Here is a 17,373-nt window from a genome sequence, read left to right as displayed (position 1 = left end):
CGCGGCACGCCGGGGGAGCGGACAGGTCATGAGCGGTGTCGACCCGGCGGTGGCGCGGGCGGAGAACGTCTGGTACCGGTCGTACCCGTTCTGGGACGCCTACTTCGCGCTGGTGCTGGTCGGCACGATCGCGGCGACGGCGGCGGACGGGCTGCCGCCGGGCCGGCAGGCGGCGGCGATCGTGCTGCTGGTGCTGCTGAGCACCGCGTACGTCGCGGTGGGGCGGAAGGCGCTGCGGTCCCGGGAGGAGCGGCGTCCCGGGCGCCGGCTGTACGCGGCGGCGCTGCTGCTGATGTTCGTGCCGGCGACGCTGCTGGCGCCGGTGACGTCGACGGGGCTGGCCGCGCTGGCCCCGCAGGTCTACATGCTGTACGGCACGGCCCGCGGTTTCGTGCTGATAGTGGTGCTGTTCTCCGGGGCGATCGGGTCGGCGATGGTGGCGTCCGGAGCGGGCGTGACGCTGACGCTGGTGATGATGCTGGTGGCCATCGCGTGCAGCGCACTGCTCGCCACGTTCATCGGCCGGCTCAGCGCGCAGAACCGGGAGCGGGCCCGGCTGATCGACGAGCTGGACCGCACCCGGGACGAGCTGGCGGAGGTGAGCCGGGAGGCGGGCGTGCTCGCCGAGCGGGAGCGGCTCGCCCGCGACATCCACGACACGATCGCGCAGGGGTTCACCAGCATCGTGATGCTGGCGCAGGCGGCGGAGGCGGAGGTCGGGCCGAACCGGAACCTGGAGCTGGTGGCGCGGACGGCGCGGGAGAACCTCGCCGAGACGCGGGGGCTGGTCGCGGCGCTGGCGCCGCCCGCGCTGGCGGCGGGGTCGCTGGTGGAGGCGCTGCGGCGGCTGGCCGCGGACTTCGCGCTGCCCGTCGACCTGGACGTGGAGGGGGAGCAGCGGCCGCTCGGCCCGGCGGCGGAGGTGGTGCTGCTGCGGGTCGCGCAGGAGTCGCTCGCGAACGTCCGCAAGCACGCGGGCGCGCGGTCGGTGTGGATGTCGCTGGAGTACGGGCCGGACGCGGCGCGGCTGACGGTCGCCGACGACGGCCGGGGCTTCGACCCGGAGGCGGTCGCGTCCGGGTTCGGGCTGCGCGGCATGCGCGGGCGGGTCGAGCAGGCGGGCGGCGGCCTGGCCGTGCGCAGCGGCGCCGGCGAGGGCGCCGTGGTCGAGGCGGTGCTGCCGTGCTCCGCGTGATGATCGTGGACGACCATCCGATCGTCCGGGAGGGGCTGCGCCGGATGCTGGCGGCCGAGCCCGGGATGGAGGTGGCGGCGGAGGCGGCGAGCGGGGACGAGGCGGTCGTGCTGGCGGCGCGGGTGCGGCCCGACGTGATCCTGATGGACCTGCGAATGCCCGGCGGGGACGGGGTGAGCGCGATCGAGCGGCTCGGTCCGGGGCACCGGGTGCTGGTGCTGACGACGTTCGAGGACGACGCGGACATCGTCCGCGCCGTCCGGTCGGGGGCGGCCGGCTACCTGCTGAAGGACGCGTCCCGCACGGACCTGGCCGCCGCGATCCGGGACGTCGCGGCGGGCCGGACGGTGCTGTCGCCGTCGGTGTCGGCGCGGCTGGCCGCCGTGCGGGCGGGCGAGGAGCGCGAGGCGAGCGCGGCGTCCGCGCCCGCCGTGCTGTCGGCGCGGGAGACGGAGGTCCTCGCGCTGGTCGCGCGGGGGCTGACGAACGCCGAGATCGGGGCGCGGCTCTTCATCGGGCAGGCGACGGTGAAGACGCACCTGCTGCGGGTGTTCGCCAAGCTCGGGGTGTCGGACCGGACGGCGGCGGTGATGGCCGCGATCGAGCGGGGCGTCCTGCCGCCGCCCTGACCCCCGTCACCCGGAGCGGGGTCACTCCTCGGTGGCGGGGCTGCCGCCCGCGACGACCTCGGCGAGCAGGTCCTCCTCGGTGGCGCCGCGCCGCCAGTAGCCGGTGAAGGTGACGTCGCGGCGGTGCAGGCCCCGCTCGTTCACCAGGTGCCGGCGCAGCGCCTTCACGGTGGCGGACTCGCCCGCGATCCACGCGTACGCGCCGTCCGGAACGGACGCGCCGCGCACGGCGTCGAGGAGGCCGCCCGCGGAGACCCAGCCGATCTCCGCGTCGGCGTCGCTCGGCAGGTCCTGCCGGTCGTCCGGGTGGGGGGTCTCGACGAACACCCGCGCGGGCGTCCCGGCGGGCAGCCAGGCGAGGTTCCCGGCGATGGCGGGCAGCGCGGTGAGGTCGCCCGCGATGACGACGGGCCGCCCGGGCGGCGGGCGGAAGTCGCAGCCGCCGTTGTCGGGCCCGGTCGGGCCGAGCACGACGACGCGGTCGCCGGGGGCGGCGGCCGACGCCCAGCGGGACGCTGGGCCGGACGTCCCGCCGGGGTGCAGCGCGAAGTCGACGTCCAGTTCGCCGGGGCGCTGCGCCCGCACGGTGTAGGACCGCATGATGCCGCGCTCGGCCGGGTCGAGCGCGCGCCAGTCGGCGAACCAGGTCTCGGCCGACGGGGCGTCCGGCATGACGGGCGCGTCCTGGTGCGGGTGCGGCAGGAAGATCTTGAACCGCTGGTCGCGCCCGCCGGTGGCGAAGCCGCCGGGCCGGCCGTCCAGGCACGCGCCGCCGAAGGTGACGCGGACCATCGAGGGCCCGAGCGGCGCGGACCGCAGGACGTGCAGGTCGAAGAAGGCGTACGGGTGGCTGGGGGTCCTCATCGCTGTGCCTTTCGGTGAACGCGGGCCGGCGGTCGCGGCCGCGGCGTCAGCCGGTCCTCTTCGCGGTGCGGATGGTCTGGGCGAGGGCCTCGATGATCGGCGCGCAGCCCTCGTAGGAGAAGCGCGGCTCGGGCTGCCAGGCGATGACCTGGCCCGCCTTCACCGCGGGCAGGTCCTTCCAGGACGGCTTCGAGCCGAGGTCCTTCGGCTGCAGGGCCTGCGTGCGGCTGTCGAGCATGATGACGTCGGCCTTGTACTTGCCGGCGTTCTCCCAGCTCAGATCCTCGAAGTAGCCGTCCTGCCCGAGCTTGTCCGGCACGACGAGGTCGACGCCGAGTTCCTTGAAGTAGATGAGGTCGGTGTTCTTGCCCGGGCTGGAGGCGTAGAACAGGTCGGGGCTGGCGGACGCGGCGAGCACCTTCAGCCCGGCGTTGGCCTTCGCGGCGGCGCGCAGCGACTCGACGGCCTTGTCGAAGCGGGCCTTGGCGGCGGTGACCTTGGCGGACTTCAGGTCGGCACCGAGCGCGGCGGCGAGCGCGGCGGTCCGCTCGATCGGCTTCGGCAGCGCGACGGAGCCGGCGGAGATGGCGGCCTGCGGCGCCAGCGCGTAGATCTTGTCCTTGCTCTCGGCCGGGACGTAGAACAGCTCGTCCCGCACGAACATGTTGTCCACGAGCAGCTCGGGGCGGAGCGAGGCGTACTTCTCGATGTTGAACTCGCCGTAGGCGTTGCCGATGATCGTCAGCCGGTCGACGGGCAGGTTCCCGGCCTGGGGGTCGGGCTTGCCGTCCTTCAGCTTCGTCGGCCCGTAGACGCCGACGAGCTGCCGGTCCACGCCGAAGTCGTAGAGGGCGGCGAGGACGCCGACGTAGCCGACGACGCGCGTCGGGCGCGACTTGAGCCTCACGGCGGTGCCGCGGTCGTCGGTGAAGGTCCAGGCGCCGCCGGACGGGGACGCCGCGCTCTTCCCGTCGCCGCCTCCGCCGCACGCGCTGATCAGGGCGCCGAGGGCGACGGCGCCCCCGGCGCCGAGAAGGCCGCGGCGGGTGAGGGAGGGGGAGGGGGATGTCCACATTTTCGGCTGCTCATCTCTCATCGAACGCTATGGCCGGATTCCGGCCCGATGGGCGCTTAGGTTAACCTAACCTAAGTCGTTGTCCAGTGGCAGGGGGCGGGTCGTCGCCCCCGTCCGTCCCCCCCGGAGCCAGCCCGTGCCGTTGACCAGAACCGCGCCACCGACGGCCCCAGCGCCCGCGCCCGCCGCACTCCCGCCGGCACCGGCGCGCCGCCGATCCGCCCGCGCGTCAGGGCTGGTCGCGGCGGTGCTGCTGCTTCTGGCCGTCCTCGTGCTGAGCCTCGCGGTCGGCGCGAAACCGCTGTCGATCGGGCAGGCGTGGGACGGGCTCCTGCACCGCGGCTCGGACTCCTACACCGTCGTCCACCAGATGCGGCTGCCGCGCACCCTGCTCGGGCTGCTCGCCGGCATCGCGCTCGGACTGGCCGGCGCGGTGATGCAGGCGCTCACCCGGAACCCGCTCGCCGACCCCGGCCTCCTCGGCATCAACGCGGGCGCGTCCGCCGCCGTCGTCTCCGCGATCTCGTTCCTCGGCATCGTGTCGTTCGCCGGGTTCGTGTGGTTCGCGTTCGCGGGCGCCGGGGCGGTGGCCGTCCTGCTGTACGCGGTCGGCGGCGGGCGCGGCGCGACGCCCGCGCGGCTGGCGCTCGCCGGGTCCGCGCTCAACGCCGCGCTGTACTCCTACGTCAACGCCGTCCAGCTGCTCGACACCGCGTCCCTCGACCGGATGCGGTTCTGGACGGTCGGCTCCCTCGCCGCCGCGCAGGCGTCCACGGTCGAGAAGGTCGCGCCGTTCGTCGCGGTCGGCCTCGTGCTGGCGCTGGTGCTGGCCCGCCCGCTGAACGCCATGGCGATGGGTGAGGACGCGGCGCGCGCGCTCGGCGCTCGCCCCGGACGCGCCAAGATCCTGGGGATCGCCGCCGTCACGCTGCTGTGCGGCGCCGCGACCGCGGCCTGCGGGCCGATCATCTTCGTCGGGCTGATGGTCCCGCACCTCGTCCGCGCGCTGACCGGGCCCGACCTGCGCTGGCTGCTGCCGTACTGCGCGGTTCTCTCGCCCGCGCTGATGCTGGCTGCGGACGTGCTCGGACGCGTCGTCGTCCGGCCGTCCGAACTCCAGGTCGGGATCGTGATGGTGGTCGCCGGCGGGCCGGTGTTCCTCTATCTCGTCCGGCGTCCGCGCAGCAAGGCGGTCGCGGCATGAGGCCCGCCGTCATCAGGACGCCGAACGGGTTGTCGCTGCGCTTCAGCCCGCGCGCGCTCGCGGTCGCCGTCCTCTGCCTGGTCGTCGCACTGGGCGTCAGCGTGCTGCTGATCGGCAGCGGCGACTTCCCGATGGGCCCCGCCGACGTCGTCCGGACGCTGCTGGGGAACGGCACGCCCGCCGACTCCCTGATCGTGAACGAGATCCGGCTGCCCCGCGCGGCGGCCGGGCTCGCGGTCGGCGCCGCGCTCGGGCTCGCCGGCGCGATCTTCCAGTCGCTGACCCGCAACCCGCTCGGCAGCCCGGACGTGCTCGGCTTCACCCAGGGCGCGGCGACCGGCGTGCTCGGCGTGATCGTGCTGACCGGCGGCGGCAGCGCGGCCGTCGCGGCGGGCGCCGCCGGCGGCGGGCTGCTCACCGGCGCCCTCGTGTACGCGGTGGCCGGCCGGCACGGCGCGCACGGGCAGCGGCTGGTCCTCGTCGGCATCGGCGTCGCCGCGATCCTCACCGGCGTGAACGGCTACCTGCTCACCCAGGCGCAGATCACCGACGCGGCGCGCGCCGTGCTGTGGCTCACCGGCAGCCTGGACGGCCGGGACTGGTCCGACGCGGCGCCCGTCCTCGTCGCCCTCGCCGTCCTCGGGCCGCTGGTGGTGATCGGCTGCGGGCGCGCGCTGCGGATGCTGGAGATGGGCGACGACGCGGCGCACGGCCTCGGCGTCCCGATCGAGCGGGCGCGGCTGGTCATGCTGGGCGCGGCCGTGCTGCTCACCTCGTTCGCCGCGGCGGCCGCGGGGCCGGTGTCGTTCGTGGCGCTGACCGCGCCGCAGCTCGCCCGCCGGCTGACCCGCACGCCCGGCCCGAACCTGCTGCCGTCCATGTGCATGGGCGCGGCGCTGCTGGTCGCGGCCGACTGGGCCGCGCAGCGCGCGTTCACCGGCCACCAGCTCCCGGTCGGCGTGGTGACCGGCCTGCTCGGCGGCGGCTACCTGGTCTGGCTCCTCGTGACCCAACGCAAGACGGGACGGATCTGAATGAAGGACGCGAACGCGCGGCTGAACGCCACGGGCCTCACCCTGGCCTACGACAGGCGCACCATCACGCGCGACCTCGACGTCACGGTGCCGAACGGCTCGTTCACCGTGATCGTCGGGCCGAACGCGTGCGGCAAGTCGACCCTGCTGCGGGCGCTCGCGCGCATCCTCAGGCCGGCGTCCGGCACCGTCGTCCTGGACGGCGAGCCGATCGCGGCCTGGCCCGCCAAGAAGCTCGCCCGCACCGTCGGGCTGCTGCCGCAGTCGTCGATCGCGCCGGAGGGGATCACGGTCGCCGACCTGGTCTCGCGCGGCCGGTACCCCCACCAGGGGCTGCTGCGGCAGTGGTCGCGCGAGGACGAGCGGGTCGTCACCGAGTCGATGGAGGCGACCGGCGTCGCCGCGCTGGCGGACCGCCCGGTGGACGAGCTGTCCGGCGGCCAGCGGCAGCGGGTGTGGATCGCGATGGCGCTGGCGCAGCAGACGCCGCTGCTGCTGCTGGACGAGCCGACCACCTACCTGGACATCGCCCACCAGATCGAGGTGCTGGACCTGTGCGCGCGGCTGCACGAGGAGGGCCGCACCGTCGTCGCCGTCCTGCACGACCTGAACCACGCCGCGCGGTACGCCACCCACATGATCGCGATGCGGGACGGGGCGATCGTGGCGGAGGGCGAGCCGGGGGCCGTGGTCACGGCCGAGCTGGTCGAGGAGGTGTTCCGGCTGCCGTGCCGGGTGATCGAGTGCCCGGAGACCGGGACGCCGCTCGTCGTCCCGGCCGCGCGCGCCGCCCGTGCGGCCCGCGCGGGGTGACGGGGGACACAGGCGCCGGATCCCGAAATAGTTGTACTCTTATAACGGTTGTAGGCGTACAACGATTGGAGTCCGCTTGACCGACCTCACCCCCCGCCGCCGGATGCTGGTGCTGGCCATCTGCTGCATGAGCCTGCTCATCGTCAGCCTGGACAACACCATCCTGAACGTCGCGCTGCCCACGCTGCGGCGCGAGTTCCACAGCTCGGTGTCCGGCCTGCAGTGGACCATCGACGCCTACCTCATCGTCCTCGCCTCACTGCTCATCCTGGCCGGCTCCACCGCCGACCGGATCGGCCGCCGCCGCGTCTTCCAGGCCGGGCTCGCGCTGTTCGTGCTCGGCTCGGTGCTGTGCAGCCTCGCCCCGTCCCTCGGCTGGCTCGTCGGCGCCCGGGTCGTGCAGGCCGTCGGCGGCTCGATGCTCAACCCGGTCGCCATGTCGATCATCACCAACGTGTTCACCGAGCCCCGCGAGCGCGCCCGCGCCATCGGCGTGTGGGGCGCCGTCGTCGGGCTCAGCATGGCGATGGGACCGCTCGTCGGCGGCGTCCTCGTCGACTCGGTCGGCTGGCGGTCCATCTTCTGGCTGAACGTGCCGATCGGGCTGGCCGCGCTCGCGCTGACCGCGCTGTACGTGCCGGAGTCCCGCGCCGAGCGGCCGCGCCGCGCCGACCCGGCCGGCCAGGTCTTCATGATCCTGCTTCTCGCCACCCTGACCTACGCGATCATCGAGGGGCCGGGCCGCGGCTGGGGCGACCCCGCCGTCCTCGGCGCCGCCGCCGTCGCCGCGCTCAGCCTCGCCGGGTTCGTCCGGCACGCGCTGCGCGCCCCCGAACCGCTGATCGACCTGCGCTTCTTCCGCAGCGTCCCGTTCGCCGGCGCGACCGTCATCGCGGTGTCGGAGTTCGCCGCGCTCGGCGGGTTCATGTTCCTCAACGCCCTCTACCTGCAGGACGTGCGGGGGATGTCGGCCCTGCACGCCGGCCTCTACCTGCTGCCGATGGCCGCGATGAGCGCGGTGTTCGCGCCGCTGTCCGGACGCCTCGTCGGCAGCCGCGGGCCCCGTCCGTCGCTCGTCGCCGCGGGCGCCGCCACGCTCGCCAGCGCCGTGCTCATCGCCGCGTTCGACGCCGAGACCCACGACGTCACGCTGTTCATCGCGTACGTCCTGTTCGGCATCGGGTTCGGAATGGTCAACTCGCCGATCACCAACACCGCGGTGTCCGGGATGCCGCGCGCGCAGGCCGGCGTCGCCGCCGCCGTCGCGTCCACCAGCCGGCAGGTCGGCCAGGCCCTCGGCGTCGCGGTGATCGGCGCGATCCTCGCCGCCGGCACCGCCGGCGCGCGTTCCGACGGCACCGCCTTCGTGGCGGCCGCCCGCCCGGCATACTGGGTGCTGGCCGGCTGCGCCGCCGTCGTGCTGGTGCTCGGCGTGCTCACCACCGGGCGCCGCGCGGCCCGCAGCGCGGAGCGGACGGCCGCGCTGTTCGAGACCGCCGAGCCGGCCCCCGGCGGACGCCACGTGACGGGAGCGAGCACCCGATGAACCAGCCCGGCCCCGCGTCCGGCAGACCGTCCGCCCCCGCGGCGGGCGGCCCGCCGGACCTGGCCGCCCGCGCCTGGCGCAACCTCTCCACCCTGATGCACGAGCGCAGCGACCGGCGCGCCGAGGTCACCGAGGCGCTCGGCATGAGCTTCTTCCGGGTCAAGGCGCTGCGCCGGCTGGCCGCCGCGCCCGAGCCGCTCACCCTGCGCGGCCTCGCCGACCGGCTCCTCTCAGACCGGCCCTACGTCACCCTCGTGGTGGACGACCTGGTCGAGCGCGGCCTCGTCGAGCGCGCCGCGAACCCGGCCGACCGGCGCTCCAAGCTCGTGACCGTCACCGACGCCGGCCGCGCCGTCGCCGCCGAGGCCGAGCGGATCCTCAGCACCCCGCCGGCCGCCCTCTACGAGCTCCCGCCGGAGGAGCTGGCCGTCCTCGACCGGGTGGCCGCCCGGCTGGTCGAGGACGAGTAGCCGGTCCTCACCGCTGGCCGGCCGCGTCCATGCGGGCCCAGTCCGCCTCCCACATCTCGTCGCGGCGGCGGTCGCAGCGCCGGCGGACCAGCAGGTACGCCAGCAGGATCGGCATCGCCACACCGAGGACCGCGGCCGTCGAGGCGTAGGCCGCGTCGGTGACCGTCCGGCTGTGCGGGCGCGGGCGGACCGTCGGATCGCCCTTGGCGTCGATCCAGATCGTCCGGTGCGCGCCGACCTTCGCGTTCTTCCAGCTCGGCAGCGTGCCGGTGCGGGTCGCGCCGCCGGCGCCGGGCCAGGTCGCCTGCACGGTCTCGTGGATGTAGCGGTCGCCGGAGGAGCCGATGCCGCCCGTCGAGACGACGGTGGCGACCACCTGGTGCCGCTGCGCCCGTTCGGCGCGCTCGGCGGCGCTGCCGGCGTGGTACGACCACGTTCCGGCCCAGAACGCCAGCGGCGGCGCCACCGCGAGCATGAGCAGGAGCAGCCCCAGCGCGATCGTCCGCTGGACGCGGTCGATGTGCCTGCGCAGCTCGTTGTGCTCCAGGCCGAGCCTGCGGCGCAGCCTGACGGCCGGCCCGCCGCCACGTCCGGCGCGGGACCCGCGCATCTACGTCACCTCCCCGGGGCGTGCCCACCCGGCAGGGGGTCCTGGACCCTCCGTCCCCAGGATATTCCCGAGTTCGAAGATCGGCACATGACCGGTCACCGAATCCTTTCCCAGATGAGGCACGGCCCGTCGATGGGGTGGCCGGATCCGGCCACCCCATCGACGGGCCCTCCCGCCGTTCCTCAGCGGGTCCGCGGCGCCGCGGGACGGGCGCCGTCCGCGGCCCGCACCAGCTCGTCCAGCCCGGCCTGCACGCCCTTCGCCAGGACGTCCAGGTCCGGCATCGCGTCGAAGTCCCCGGTGATCCCGAAATGGAGCGTCCCGCAGTAGGACACGATCGCGGACGCGACCCGGATGCCGCCGGTCAGCGGCACGTACGGGTGCATCTCCAGGACGCGGCGCCCCATCACGTACAGCGGGAAGTCCGGGCCCGGCACGTTCGTCGTGACCGTCTGCACGAGGTCCTGGCGCAGCCGCACCGGGATCCGCGCGGCCAGCGACAGCAGCGCCGGCGCCACGGCCGTGTCGGTGAGCCGCGTGATCGCCTGCGTCCCGGCGGCCTGGTTGCTGCGCTTGACGTCGTCGGTCTGCTCCCGGACGCGGCGCAGCCGCTCGAGCGGGTCCGCCACGCCCACCGGCAGGTTCACGAACACGGCCGCGACCCGGTTGTTCAGCTCGCCGCGCTCGTCCGCGCCGCGGTGCGACACCGGCACCGCCGTCCGCACGACGGTGTCGTCCTCCAGCCGCCCGCGCGCGTTCAGCAGGTCGCGGTACCCGGCGGACACCGCGGTCAGCACGATGTCGTTGACCGTCCCGCCGAGCGCCTTGCGGGCCGCCTTCACCTCGTCCAGCGGCACCCGCTGCCAGCACCAGCGCCGGTGCGGGCCGATCGGCCCGTTCAGGCAGCCCGCCGACGGGCTGACGAACCGGGCGGTCGCGCGGGTCAGTCCGGACGCGAACTCGCGCAGCCGGTGCGCCTCCCGGACCGCGCCCGCGCTGCGGGCCACGTCCGTGAGCTGGCGCAGCGGGCGGGTGACGGTGCGGTGCGCGGCGTCCGCGAGCAGCGCCAGGCCGGACGGCTCGGCGTCCGGCTCCCACGGCTCGACCTCGCGGGGCTGCTCGAACTCGGGGGACAGGTCGAACAGCACGGTCGCGAGGTCCATGCCGGCGATGCCGTCCACCATGCAGTGGTGCACCTTCGCGATCAGCGCCCAGCGCCCGCCGGTCAGGCCCTCGACCAGCCAGATCTCCCACAGCGGCTTCGCCGGGTCGAGGCGCTGCGCGAGGACCCGGCCGGACAGGTTGCGCAGCTGCTCGTCGTTGCCCGGCGCCGGGAGGGCGGTGTGGCGGACGTGGTACAGGATGTTGAAATGCGGATCGTCCACCCAGACGGGCCGCCCGAGGTGCAAGGGGACGCCCCGCACGCGCTGCCGGTACCGGGGGACGAGCGGCAGCTTCGCGGCGATCGTCCTCACCACGTCGCCGTACGAGGGCGCGGGCCCCTCGAAGACGACCACCGACGCGACGTGCAGGGGCGTGTTCTCGTCCTCCAGGAGGTAGAAGCTGGCGTCCAGTCCGCTCATCCGATGCACGGGCTCACCGTCTTTCTGCCGCGGTTCCGCGGGGTCGGGGGAATGTGCGCCACCGCCCGGCCGGGCGGCGCGCGGGCGGCGGCACGCCACGCTAACCAGGCGCCGCGCGAACCACGGGGAGAATGGGGCCGGTGTGAGCGATGTGGCAGCCGAGCATGGCCGGATCCGGCCATTTCTTCTCCGACCCTTGCTTCTCGCGCGAACCGCGAGGTCAGCGGGCGGCCAGGCTCTCCGCCGGTTCCGGCGCGGGCTCCGCGCCGGCCCGCCGCGCCCCCGCCACGAGCGCCAGCACGGCGCCCAGCACGCACATCCCCGCCGTGATCCAGAAGATCTCCCGGTACTCCGCCCGCAGCGCGTCCCGCACCGCCGCCTTGTACGCGGTCATCTCCTTCGCGAACTCCGCCTTCGACATCAGGAACGGCAGCGGCGGCTGCAGATGCGCCGTCAGCACGTGGAACCGGTGGAAACCCCACGCCGACAGCGCCGAGACCCCGAGCAGCATCCCCATCATCCGCGCGACCACCACGGCCGCCGACGCCACCCCGTGCCGCGCCGGCGGCACGAACGCCAGCACCGCCGACGACACCGGCGCGATCACCAGGCCCAGCCCGAGCCCCGTCACGACGAGGTCGACGTCCATCCGCGGAAGCGGCCCGTACGACGCGTGCGCCAGGTCCGCCGGCCATCCCGCGATCAGCACGTACCCCACCGCCGAGACGAGCATCCCCGCCGCCATCGGCCACCGCTCGCCGACGCGCCGCGCGACGATCCCGCCCGCCACCGCCGCGACCGGCAGCGCCACCAGGAACCGCGTCAGCAGCAGCGCGCCCTCGGTCTCGTCCTTGTTCAGGACGGTCTGCGCGACCAGCACCACGTCCACCAGCGTCACCATCAGCGCCGCCCCCGACAGGAAGCTCACGCCCAGCGTCGCCAGCAGCGGCCCGCGCCGCACACCGCCGAGGTCCAGCAGCCTCGTCCGGGCCCTGACCTCCCACACCACGAACACCACGAGCACCACGGCGCCCGCGGCCATCACGGGCAGCCCCCACGACGGCAGCGCCGACCTCTCCGGATCCGGGTTGTAGACCCCCACGACCAGCAGGGCCAGGCCCGCCGCCAGCAGCAGCCCGCCCACCACGTCGACCCCCGGGCGCGGCCCCTCCGGACGCCCGCCCGGCACCGTGACCTGCACCGCCACGATCGCGAGCACCGCCAGCGGCACGTTGATCCAGAAGATCGCGCGCCACTCCAGCGCCGCCGCGATCCCCGCCCCGTACAGCGGCCCGAGCACGCTCCCCAGCTCCTGCGCCGCGCCCACCGCGCCCAGCACCACCGGCCGGCGCCGCTCGTCCCACAGGTCCCCGGCCAGCGCCATCGTCACCGGCAGCAGCGCACCGCCCGCCACGCCCTGCACGACCCGTCCCGCCGTCAGCACCGGCACGTCCTGCGCCAGCGCCGTCACCACCGACCCGGCCGCGAAGAACACCAGGCACGCCTGCAGCAGCGGCCGCCTCCCGAACCGGTCCGACAGCTGCCCGAGCAGCGGCATCGCCGCCACATACCCGAGCAGGAACCCGGTGAGGACCGGCGTGATCCGCTCCAGCCGGTTCACCGGGACGCCCAGGTCCTTCACCACCGGCATCAGGATCGTCGTCACGACGTAGGCGTCCAGCGCGGCCAGCAGCACCACCGCGCCGCCGGCCCCGATCGCGATCCCGCGCCGCGCGGTCACTTCGGTGCGCTGATCTTGTAGGGGGCGTTGAAGTCGGTGAACGTGATCACGACGGCGCCCTGCCCCTTCGGGAACGCGCCCCGCACCTTCAGCAGCCGCCCGTCGGCCTTGCTCACCCACACCTGCCCGGCGAGGTCGTCATCGATCCCCGGGATCAGCCCCCCGACCTGGTCCTGCGGCAGCGTCGCCGCGACCCGGTAGGCCTCCTTGCCGTCCACCTTCTCCACGGCCTCGGCCTTCGGCGCCTGCAGCGAGCCCAGCAGCTTGGCGATGCCCCGGTTCGGGTCCAGCACCGCCGACGGGTCGTACACCGCCGACGCCATCGACTTCGGCAGCTTCCGCCAGCCGCCCGTCCCCGCGTCCAGGTAGAACGTGTCGCCCTTCGCGACGACCTTCGCCTCGACGTTCTGGCCCGACTGCTCCAGGGTCAGCGTCCCCTGCGCGTCGCCGTCCCGGAGCAGCTTCATGTCGCCGCCCTTGACCATGATCGGCGTCTTGCCGTCCGACGTCACCGTGAACGCGACGCTCTTCAGGTCCGCCATGGCGCCGGCCGACCGCTTCAGCGTCTGCGCCCCGTCGAAGTCCGCCTTCGGCGCCGGCTTGCCGGACCCGCCGCCCCCGCACGCACCGGCCAGCAGCACGAGCGACAGCGGGACAAGACCGAGGAATCGTCTGGACATACGCGGACCCTACCGACCGGTCACCCCGCCAGTCACTCGGTACCAGGTCTGACTTCCCGTAGTCCTCGGGTACGAGTTGATCGCTGTGTTGATTGCACCGCCCTCGGCGGTCGGGCCCTGGGGCCCTCCCTTCAACGGGCGATGCGGGCGATCGCTGTGTTGATTGCACCGCCCTCGGCGGTCGGGCCCTGGGGGCCCTCCCTTCAACGGGCAATGCGTGCGATCGCTGCATCGCTCCGACTCGCCCTGGGGGCTCGCTGCGCGATCGGATTCTCGCAAGCTCGAATCCGGCTTCGCTCGCGATCGCGACGGTTCCGGTCGCAGCGTGGCCGGGGCCAAAGCAGCGCACCCGTGCGGGCGGTCCGATCGGTGCTCGTACCGCCCGAGGCGCGTGTGCCGCTTTGCAGGACGGCTCACCGGCGGCTGCAGCGGTCGGTGTGCGCCAGCCTGTACCGGGAGGGGGCGTGGGGGCGGAGCCCCTACACCGGGGGTCTGGGGGTCGCCCCCCAGAAGGAGACCACGCTGGCGGGAAGGCGACCGAAGGTCGCCGAACAGCCCAGGCCGGGGTCTGGGGGTCGCCCCCCAGAAGAAACGGCGGCCCGGGCGAAATCGGCCGTAGGCCGATGAGCATGTGAGCCGAGCTCGTAGGGCGGGCGGGACTCGAACCCGCGACCGGGAGATTATGAGTCTCCTGCTCTGACCAGCTGAGCTACCACCCCGGGGGCGGCGCCCCGTCGTGACGCTGCGGTCGGGGGCGTGCCGGGTGCCATCTTAGCGGCGGGTCGTCGGCGGGGGCCAGCGAGAAGCGGCCGGGGCGGGGTCAGGCGGGCCAGGTGGGGCGGCGCTTGTCCAGGAAGGCCCGCATGCCCTCCTGGGCTTCGGGGGTCTGGCTGGAGGCGGCCATGACCTCGACGGCGTAGGCGTAGGCGTCGGCTTCGGGACGGTCGAGCTGGGCGTACATGGCCTGCTTGCCGAGGGCCTTGCTGCGCGGGCTGCCCTGGGTGGCGCGCTGGAGGAGGGCGAGGGTGGCCTTGTCGAGGTCGTCGTCGGGGACGGCGTAGTTGACGAGGCCCCAGTCGGCCGCGGTGGCGGCGTCGACGGTGTCGCCGGTGAGGGCCATCTCGGCGGCGCGTTTGCGGCCGACGTTGCGGGAGATCGCGACGAGGGGGGTGTGGCAGAACCAGCCGCCCTTGCCGCCGGGGGCGGCGAACGCGGCGCTCTCGGCGGCGACGGCGAGGTCGCAGGACGCGACGAGCTGGCAGCCGGCGGCGGTGGCGAGGCCGTGCACGCGGGCGATCACCACCTGCGGGACGGACTGGATCGTCCGCATGAGGTCGGTGCAGACGCGCAGCAGGTCGCGGACGTCGGCGTGGGACGCGCCGGCCATGTCGGCGAAGTCGTGCCCGGCGGAGAAGACGGGCCCGTTCGCGGCGAGGATCACCCCGCGGGCGTCGGTGTCCGCGACCTCGGTGAACGCGTCGGTGAGCCGCAGCAGGAAGGTGCGGGACAGAGCGTTGCGGCGGCGCGGGCGGTTCATGGTGACGGTGGTGAAGGCGCCGTCGCGTTCGACGAGGACATCGGTGTTTTCGCTCATGCTCCTGACGTTACGTCAGACCCTCGTCGTACGGTGGGCTCGTCCACGGACGCCGAGGGGGTATGGCCTTGAAGCTGCTCACTGCCACCAACTCCAGCCAGGGTTTGCGCGACAACGACTTCGACTGGTGCGTCGAGGGGGAACTGGTGCACATCGGCGTGGTGTGCGCCCGCGACCGGGACGACCCGGACGGCGGCTGCGGGTGCGGCCGCTCGTTCGCCGGGCTGAACTCGCACCGTGCGACGACGACGGCGATGGTGCGGGAGGTGCCGGGGTTCACCGATGAGGACTACGTGGAGGCGATCCGCTCCAGCCTGGAGCAGCAGGGGTGCGATCCGTCGTTCGCCGAGCACGACGCGGCGCTGCTGCGCTGCCTGGTGCGCGACTGGCCGGTGGGGGCGATCGTGGAGCGGCGGCTGGATGAGATCGTGGTCAGGCAGGTCGTGCAGCCCTGACCAGGAGGTGCGTTGTGCTCGTTGCGTTCTCGGTGACCCCGCTCGGGACGGGGGAGGACGTCGGTGAACTTGTCGCGGAGGCGGTGCGGGTGGTGCGGGCCAGCGGCCTGCCGAACCGCACCGATGCGATGTTCACGACGGTGGAGGGGGAGTGGGACGAGGTGATGGCGGTGGTGAAGGCCGCCACGGACGCGGTGGCGGCGCGGGCGCCCCGGGTGAGCCTGGTGGTGAAGGCGGACCTGCGGCCGGGGGTGACGGGCGCGATGGACGCGAAGGTGGAGTCCGTCGAGCGCTACCTGTCCGAGGGCTGACGGGGTCGAGGCCGGCCGCCGGGCCGGATCGGCCTGTTCGTTCCGTTCCGTCCGGTCAGGTGAAGCAGGCGGGGACGCCGTGGGCGCCGCCGCGGGAGAAGCTCTGCAGCCGCTGCGAGGCGGTGCCGTGGTCGCCGGGCCTCGTCCAGGGCGTGCGGTCGCCGATGACCTGGAAGGAGTCGACGATCTCCCGCGCGTCGCCGGCCTCGAACCTCAGGTCGCCGTCGGCGGCGGATCCGTAGAGGACGGCGCCGGCGAGGCAGTCGGCCTGGAGTTCGGCGGCGGCGGAGACGAGGCGGCGCTGCAGGCGGTTCTGGACCGCGTGGCCCCATTCGTGGGCGACGACGAGGTACACCCAGGCGTCGCCGTGCGCGTAGCCGGTCCGCATCAGGTGCGCGTCCCACGCGAGGAAGTCGCCGGCGGGGCAGTACTCGGCGTTGTCGCGTTCGAGGGGCTCGCCGCCGCAGGTGGGCGTGGCGGCGGGGTCGGAGCCGTCGTAGAGGCCGACGACGCGCGGCGACCGGTAGGAGCCGGTGAAGAACCGCGTCCAGTGCCGGCGCCAGTAGCCGTCGGTGATCGCGGTGGCGGTGCGGAGGTCCTCCTCGAATCCCGTCTCGTCGAACGAGCGGGCCGGTGCCGGTTGCCGCGGTGCGGCGGTGGGCGAGCCGGTGGCCCGGGGGCTCTTCGCGGCGGGACCGGCGGGACCGGCCGTCCGGGCCGCGGCGGTGTACTCGCAGGCGCCGGTGAGCGTCATCGCGGCGGCGAGGGCCGCGGCGGCGATGGGGCGTCGGTTCATGCTGGGGGATACGCACGCGCGTCCCCCGGCGGCCGGGCCGGATCCGGCCGTTATGCCTGGAGGAGCGTCCCGGCGGTCTGGACGAGGGCGGTGTTGTCGACCGCGGCGGTGCCGTCCGGGAGGGTGAGGACGTCCTCCAGGCCGACGCGGACGTCGAGGTTGAACCGGACGGCGAGGCGGAGGACGGGCCAGGCGCCGCCGTCCTCGCCGTGCAGCAGCACGGGCCGCTCGTGGCCGGTGCCGACGGCGTGCAGGAGGTCCTTCGCGGTGCCGGTCGACGTCTCCGGGTCGGTGTCGGTGACCTCGGCGAGGACGCGCAGCACCTCGCGGGCGCGCGGCCAGCGCAGGAACCGCGCGGCGGCCTCGGTGCCGGAGAAGATCCCGGCCTCGACGGCGACGCCGCGGTCGAGGAGGGTCTCGGCGACCCGTTCGGCGCCGTCCTCGTGGAAGTTGACCGACGCGTGGTCGGGCAGGACGGTCCAGGCCCGGATCAGCGCGGCGCGCTCGGCGGGGTCCTCGGCGGTCCAGGCACCGGTGGTGACGCCGACGGGCACGCCCGGCGCGGCCGCGCGGACCGCGGAGAGCGCGGCGGCGACGTGGCGGGGGTCCATGGTGTCGGCGCCGGCGGCGTCGCGGGGATGGAGGTGGACGTCCTGCGCGCCGACGTCCACCGCCGCGCGGACGGCCGCCGCGAGTTCGTCCGGGGTGACCGGGACGCCCTGCGCCCGGCTCCCGTTCGGGCAGACCTGGAGCATGCCCCCCATTCTCTCAAG

18 protein-coding genes and 1 tRNA gene are annotated in these 17,373 nt (G+C 74.5%); 9 read left to right on the top strand and 10 right to left on the bottom strand.

The genetic code is table 11. The features are described 5' to 3' along the window. Window positions 1-28 precede the first annotated feature (28 nt). Window positions 29-1,195 carry a sensor histidine kinase gene (locus J4557_RS33160; RefSeq protein WP_208270719.1) on the top strand — a complete coding sequence of 389 codons (1,167 nt, stop codon included), beginning with the start codon at window positions 29-31 and terminating at the stop codon, window positions 1,193-1,195. Beyond that, entirely contained in the window at window positions 1,183-1,824 is a 642-nt protein-coding gene (locus J4557_RS33155) for a response regulator (protein WP_208270718.1), read from the top strand. Before J4557_RS33160 ends, J4557_RS33155 begins: the two co-directional genes overlap by 13 nt. Before the next feature lie 21 nt (window positions 1,825-1,845). Here J4557_RS33155 and J4557_RS33150 read toward each other — a convergent pair whose 3' ends face one another. Together J4557_RS33150 and J4557_RS33145 are read right to left on the bottom strand one after the other, a co-directional pair. Continuing rightward, window positions 1,846-2,688 carry a siderophore-interacting protein gene (locus J4557_RS33150; protein WP_208270717.1) on the bottom strand — a complete coding sequence of 281 codons (843 nt, stop codon included), beginning with the start codon at window positions 2,686-2,688 and terminating at the stop codon, window positions 1,846-1,848. Between the two features lie 46 nt (window positions 2,689-2,734). Beyond that, window positions 2,735-3,763, bottom strand: coding sequence for an ABC transporter substrate-binding protein (locus J4557_RS33145; protein WP_208270716.1), 1,029 nt, complete (start codon window positions 3,761-3,763; stop codon window positions 2,735-2,737). A gap of 247 nt (window positions 3,764-4,010) precedes the next feature. Between J4557_RS33145 and J4557_RS33140 the strand changes: the two genes are divergently transcribed. The 5 genes from J4557_RS33140 (at window position 4,011) to J4557_RS33120 (ending at window position 8,830) form a co-directional block, all read left to right on the top strand. Further along, entirely contained in the window at window positions 4,011-4,967 is a 957-nt protein-coding gene (locus J4557_RS33140; RefSeq protein ID WP_307800352.1) for a FecCD family ABC transporter permease, read from the top strand. Next, window positions 4,964-6,001, top strand: coding sequence for a FecCD family ABC transporter permease (locus tag J4557_RS33135; RefSeq protein WP_208270715.1), 1,038 nt, complete (start codon window positions 4,964-4,966; stop codon window positions 5,999-6,001). Before J4557_RS33140 ends, J4557_RS33135 begins: the two co-directional genes overlap by 4 nt. Continuing rightward, window positions 6,002-6,814 (top strand): ABC transporter ATP-binding protein, encoded by an 813-nt coding sequence (locus J4557_RS33130; protein WP_208270714.1) that lies wholly within the window; start codon window positions 6,002-6,004, stop codon window positions 6,812-6,814. A 76-nt stretch (window positions 6,815-6,890) separates the two neighbouring features. After that, entirely contained in the window at window positions 6,891-8,360 is a 1,470-nt protein-coding gene (locus J4557_RS33125) for an MFS transporter (protein ID WP_208270713.1), read from the top strand. After that, on the top strand, window positions 8,357-8,830 hold the full coding sequence (locus tag J4557_RS33120; protein WP_208270712.1) for a MarR family winged helix-turn-helix transcriptional regulator: 474 nt from the start codon (window positions 8,357-8,359) through the stop codon (window positions 8,828-8,830). Before J4557_RS33125 ends, J4557_RS33120 begins: the two co-directional genes overlap by 4 nt. A gap of 7 nt (window positions 8,831-8,837) precedes the next feature. On the opposite strand, the gene J4557_RS33115 is transcribed toward J4557_RS33120, so the two are convergent. From J4557_RS33115 to J4557_RS33090, 6 genes are all read right to left on the bottom strand, one after another. Beyond that, a complete protein-coding gene (locus J4557_RS33115) occupies window positions 8,838-9,440 on the bottom strand; it encodes an Rv1733c family protein (RefSeq protein WP_208270711.1) in 603 nt (200 codons plus the stop codon). A 182-nt stretch (window positions 9,441-9,622) separates the two neighbouring features. After that, entirely contained in the window at window positions 9,623-11,023 is a 1,401-nt protein-coding gene (locus J4557_RS33110) for a WS/DGAT/MGAT family O-acyltransferase (RefSeq protein WP_208270710.1), read from the bottom strand. A 220-nt stretch (window positions 11,024-11,243) separates the two neighbouring features. Next, window positions 11,244-12,764 (bottom strand): MFS transporter, encoded by a 1,521-nt coding sequence (locus J4557_RS33105; RefSeq protein WP_208270709.1) that lies wholly within the window; start codon window positions 12,762-12,764, stop codon window positions 11,244-11,246. Continuing rightward, window positions 12,761-13,444, bottom strand: a complete 684-nt coding sequence (locus J4557_RS33100) for an LppX_LprAFG lipoprotein (protein WP_208270708.1) — start codon at window positions 13,442-13,444, stop codon at window positions 12,761-12,763. Before J4557_RS33100 ends, J4557_RS33105 begins: the two co-directional genes overlap by 4 nt. A 645-nt stretch (window positions 13,445-14,089) precedes the next feature. Beyond that, window positions 14,090-14,163, bottom strand: a tRNA-Ile gene (locus J4557_RS33095). A 101-nt stretch (window positions 14,164-14,264) separates the two neighbouring features. Next, complete coding sequence (locus J4557_RS33090) at window positions 14,265-15,038, bottom strand: enoyl-CoA hydratase-related protein (protein WP_208270707.1); 774 nt, start codon at window positions 15,036-15,038, stop codon at window positions 14,265-14,267. Between the two features lie 68 nt (window positions 15,039-15,106). On the opposite strand from J4557_RS33090, the gene J4557_RS33085 reads away from it, so the two are divergent. Together J4557_RS33085 and J4557_RS33080 are read left to right on the top strand one after the other, a co-directional pair. Next, window positions 15,107-15,493 carry a DUF7715 family protein gene (locus J4557_RS33085; protein WP_208270706.1) on the top strand — a complete coding sequence of 129 codons (387 nt, stop codon included), beginning with the start codon at window positions 15,107-15,109 and terminating at the stop codon, window positions 15,491-15,493. A gap of 14 nt (window positions 15,494-15,507) precedes the next feature. Beyond that, the gene (locus J4557_RS33080) at window positions 15,508-15,804 is read left to right on the top strand and encodes an MTH1187 family thiamine-binding protein (protein ID WP_208270705.1); all 297 of its coding nucleotides are present in this window, start codon (window positions 15,508-15,510) and stop codon (window positions 15,802-15,804) included. Window positions 15,805-15,859: 55 nt separating this feature from the next. On the opposite strand, the gene J4557_RS33075 is transcribed toward J4557_RS33080, so the two are convergent. Then, entirely contained in the window at window positions 15,860-16,600 is a 741-nt protein-coding gene (locus J4557_RS33075) for a neutral zinc metallopeptidase (RefSeq protein WP_208270704.1), read from the bottom strand. Between the two features lie 50 nt (window positions 16,601-16,650). Further along, window positions 16,651-17,355 (bottom strand): 3-keto-5-aminohexanoate cleavage protein, encoded by a 705-nt coding sequence (locus tag J4557_RS33070; protein ID WP_208270703.1) that lies wholly within the window; start codon window positions 17,353-17,355, stop codon window positions 16,651-16,653. Window positions 17,356-17,373: the final 18 nt, after the last annotated feature.

It is taken from the genome of Actinomadura nitritigenes (assembly GCF_017573545.1).
Lineage (GTDB): Bacteria > Actinomycetota > Actinomycetes > Streptosporangiales > Streptosporangiaceae > Spirillospora > Spirillospora nitritigenes.
Note: the sequence above shows the minus strand (reverse complement) of the source record. Positions and strands in the feature narration are given on the sequence as shown.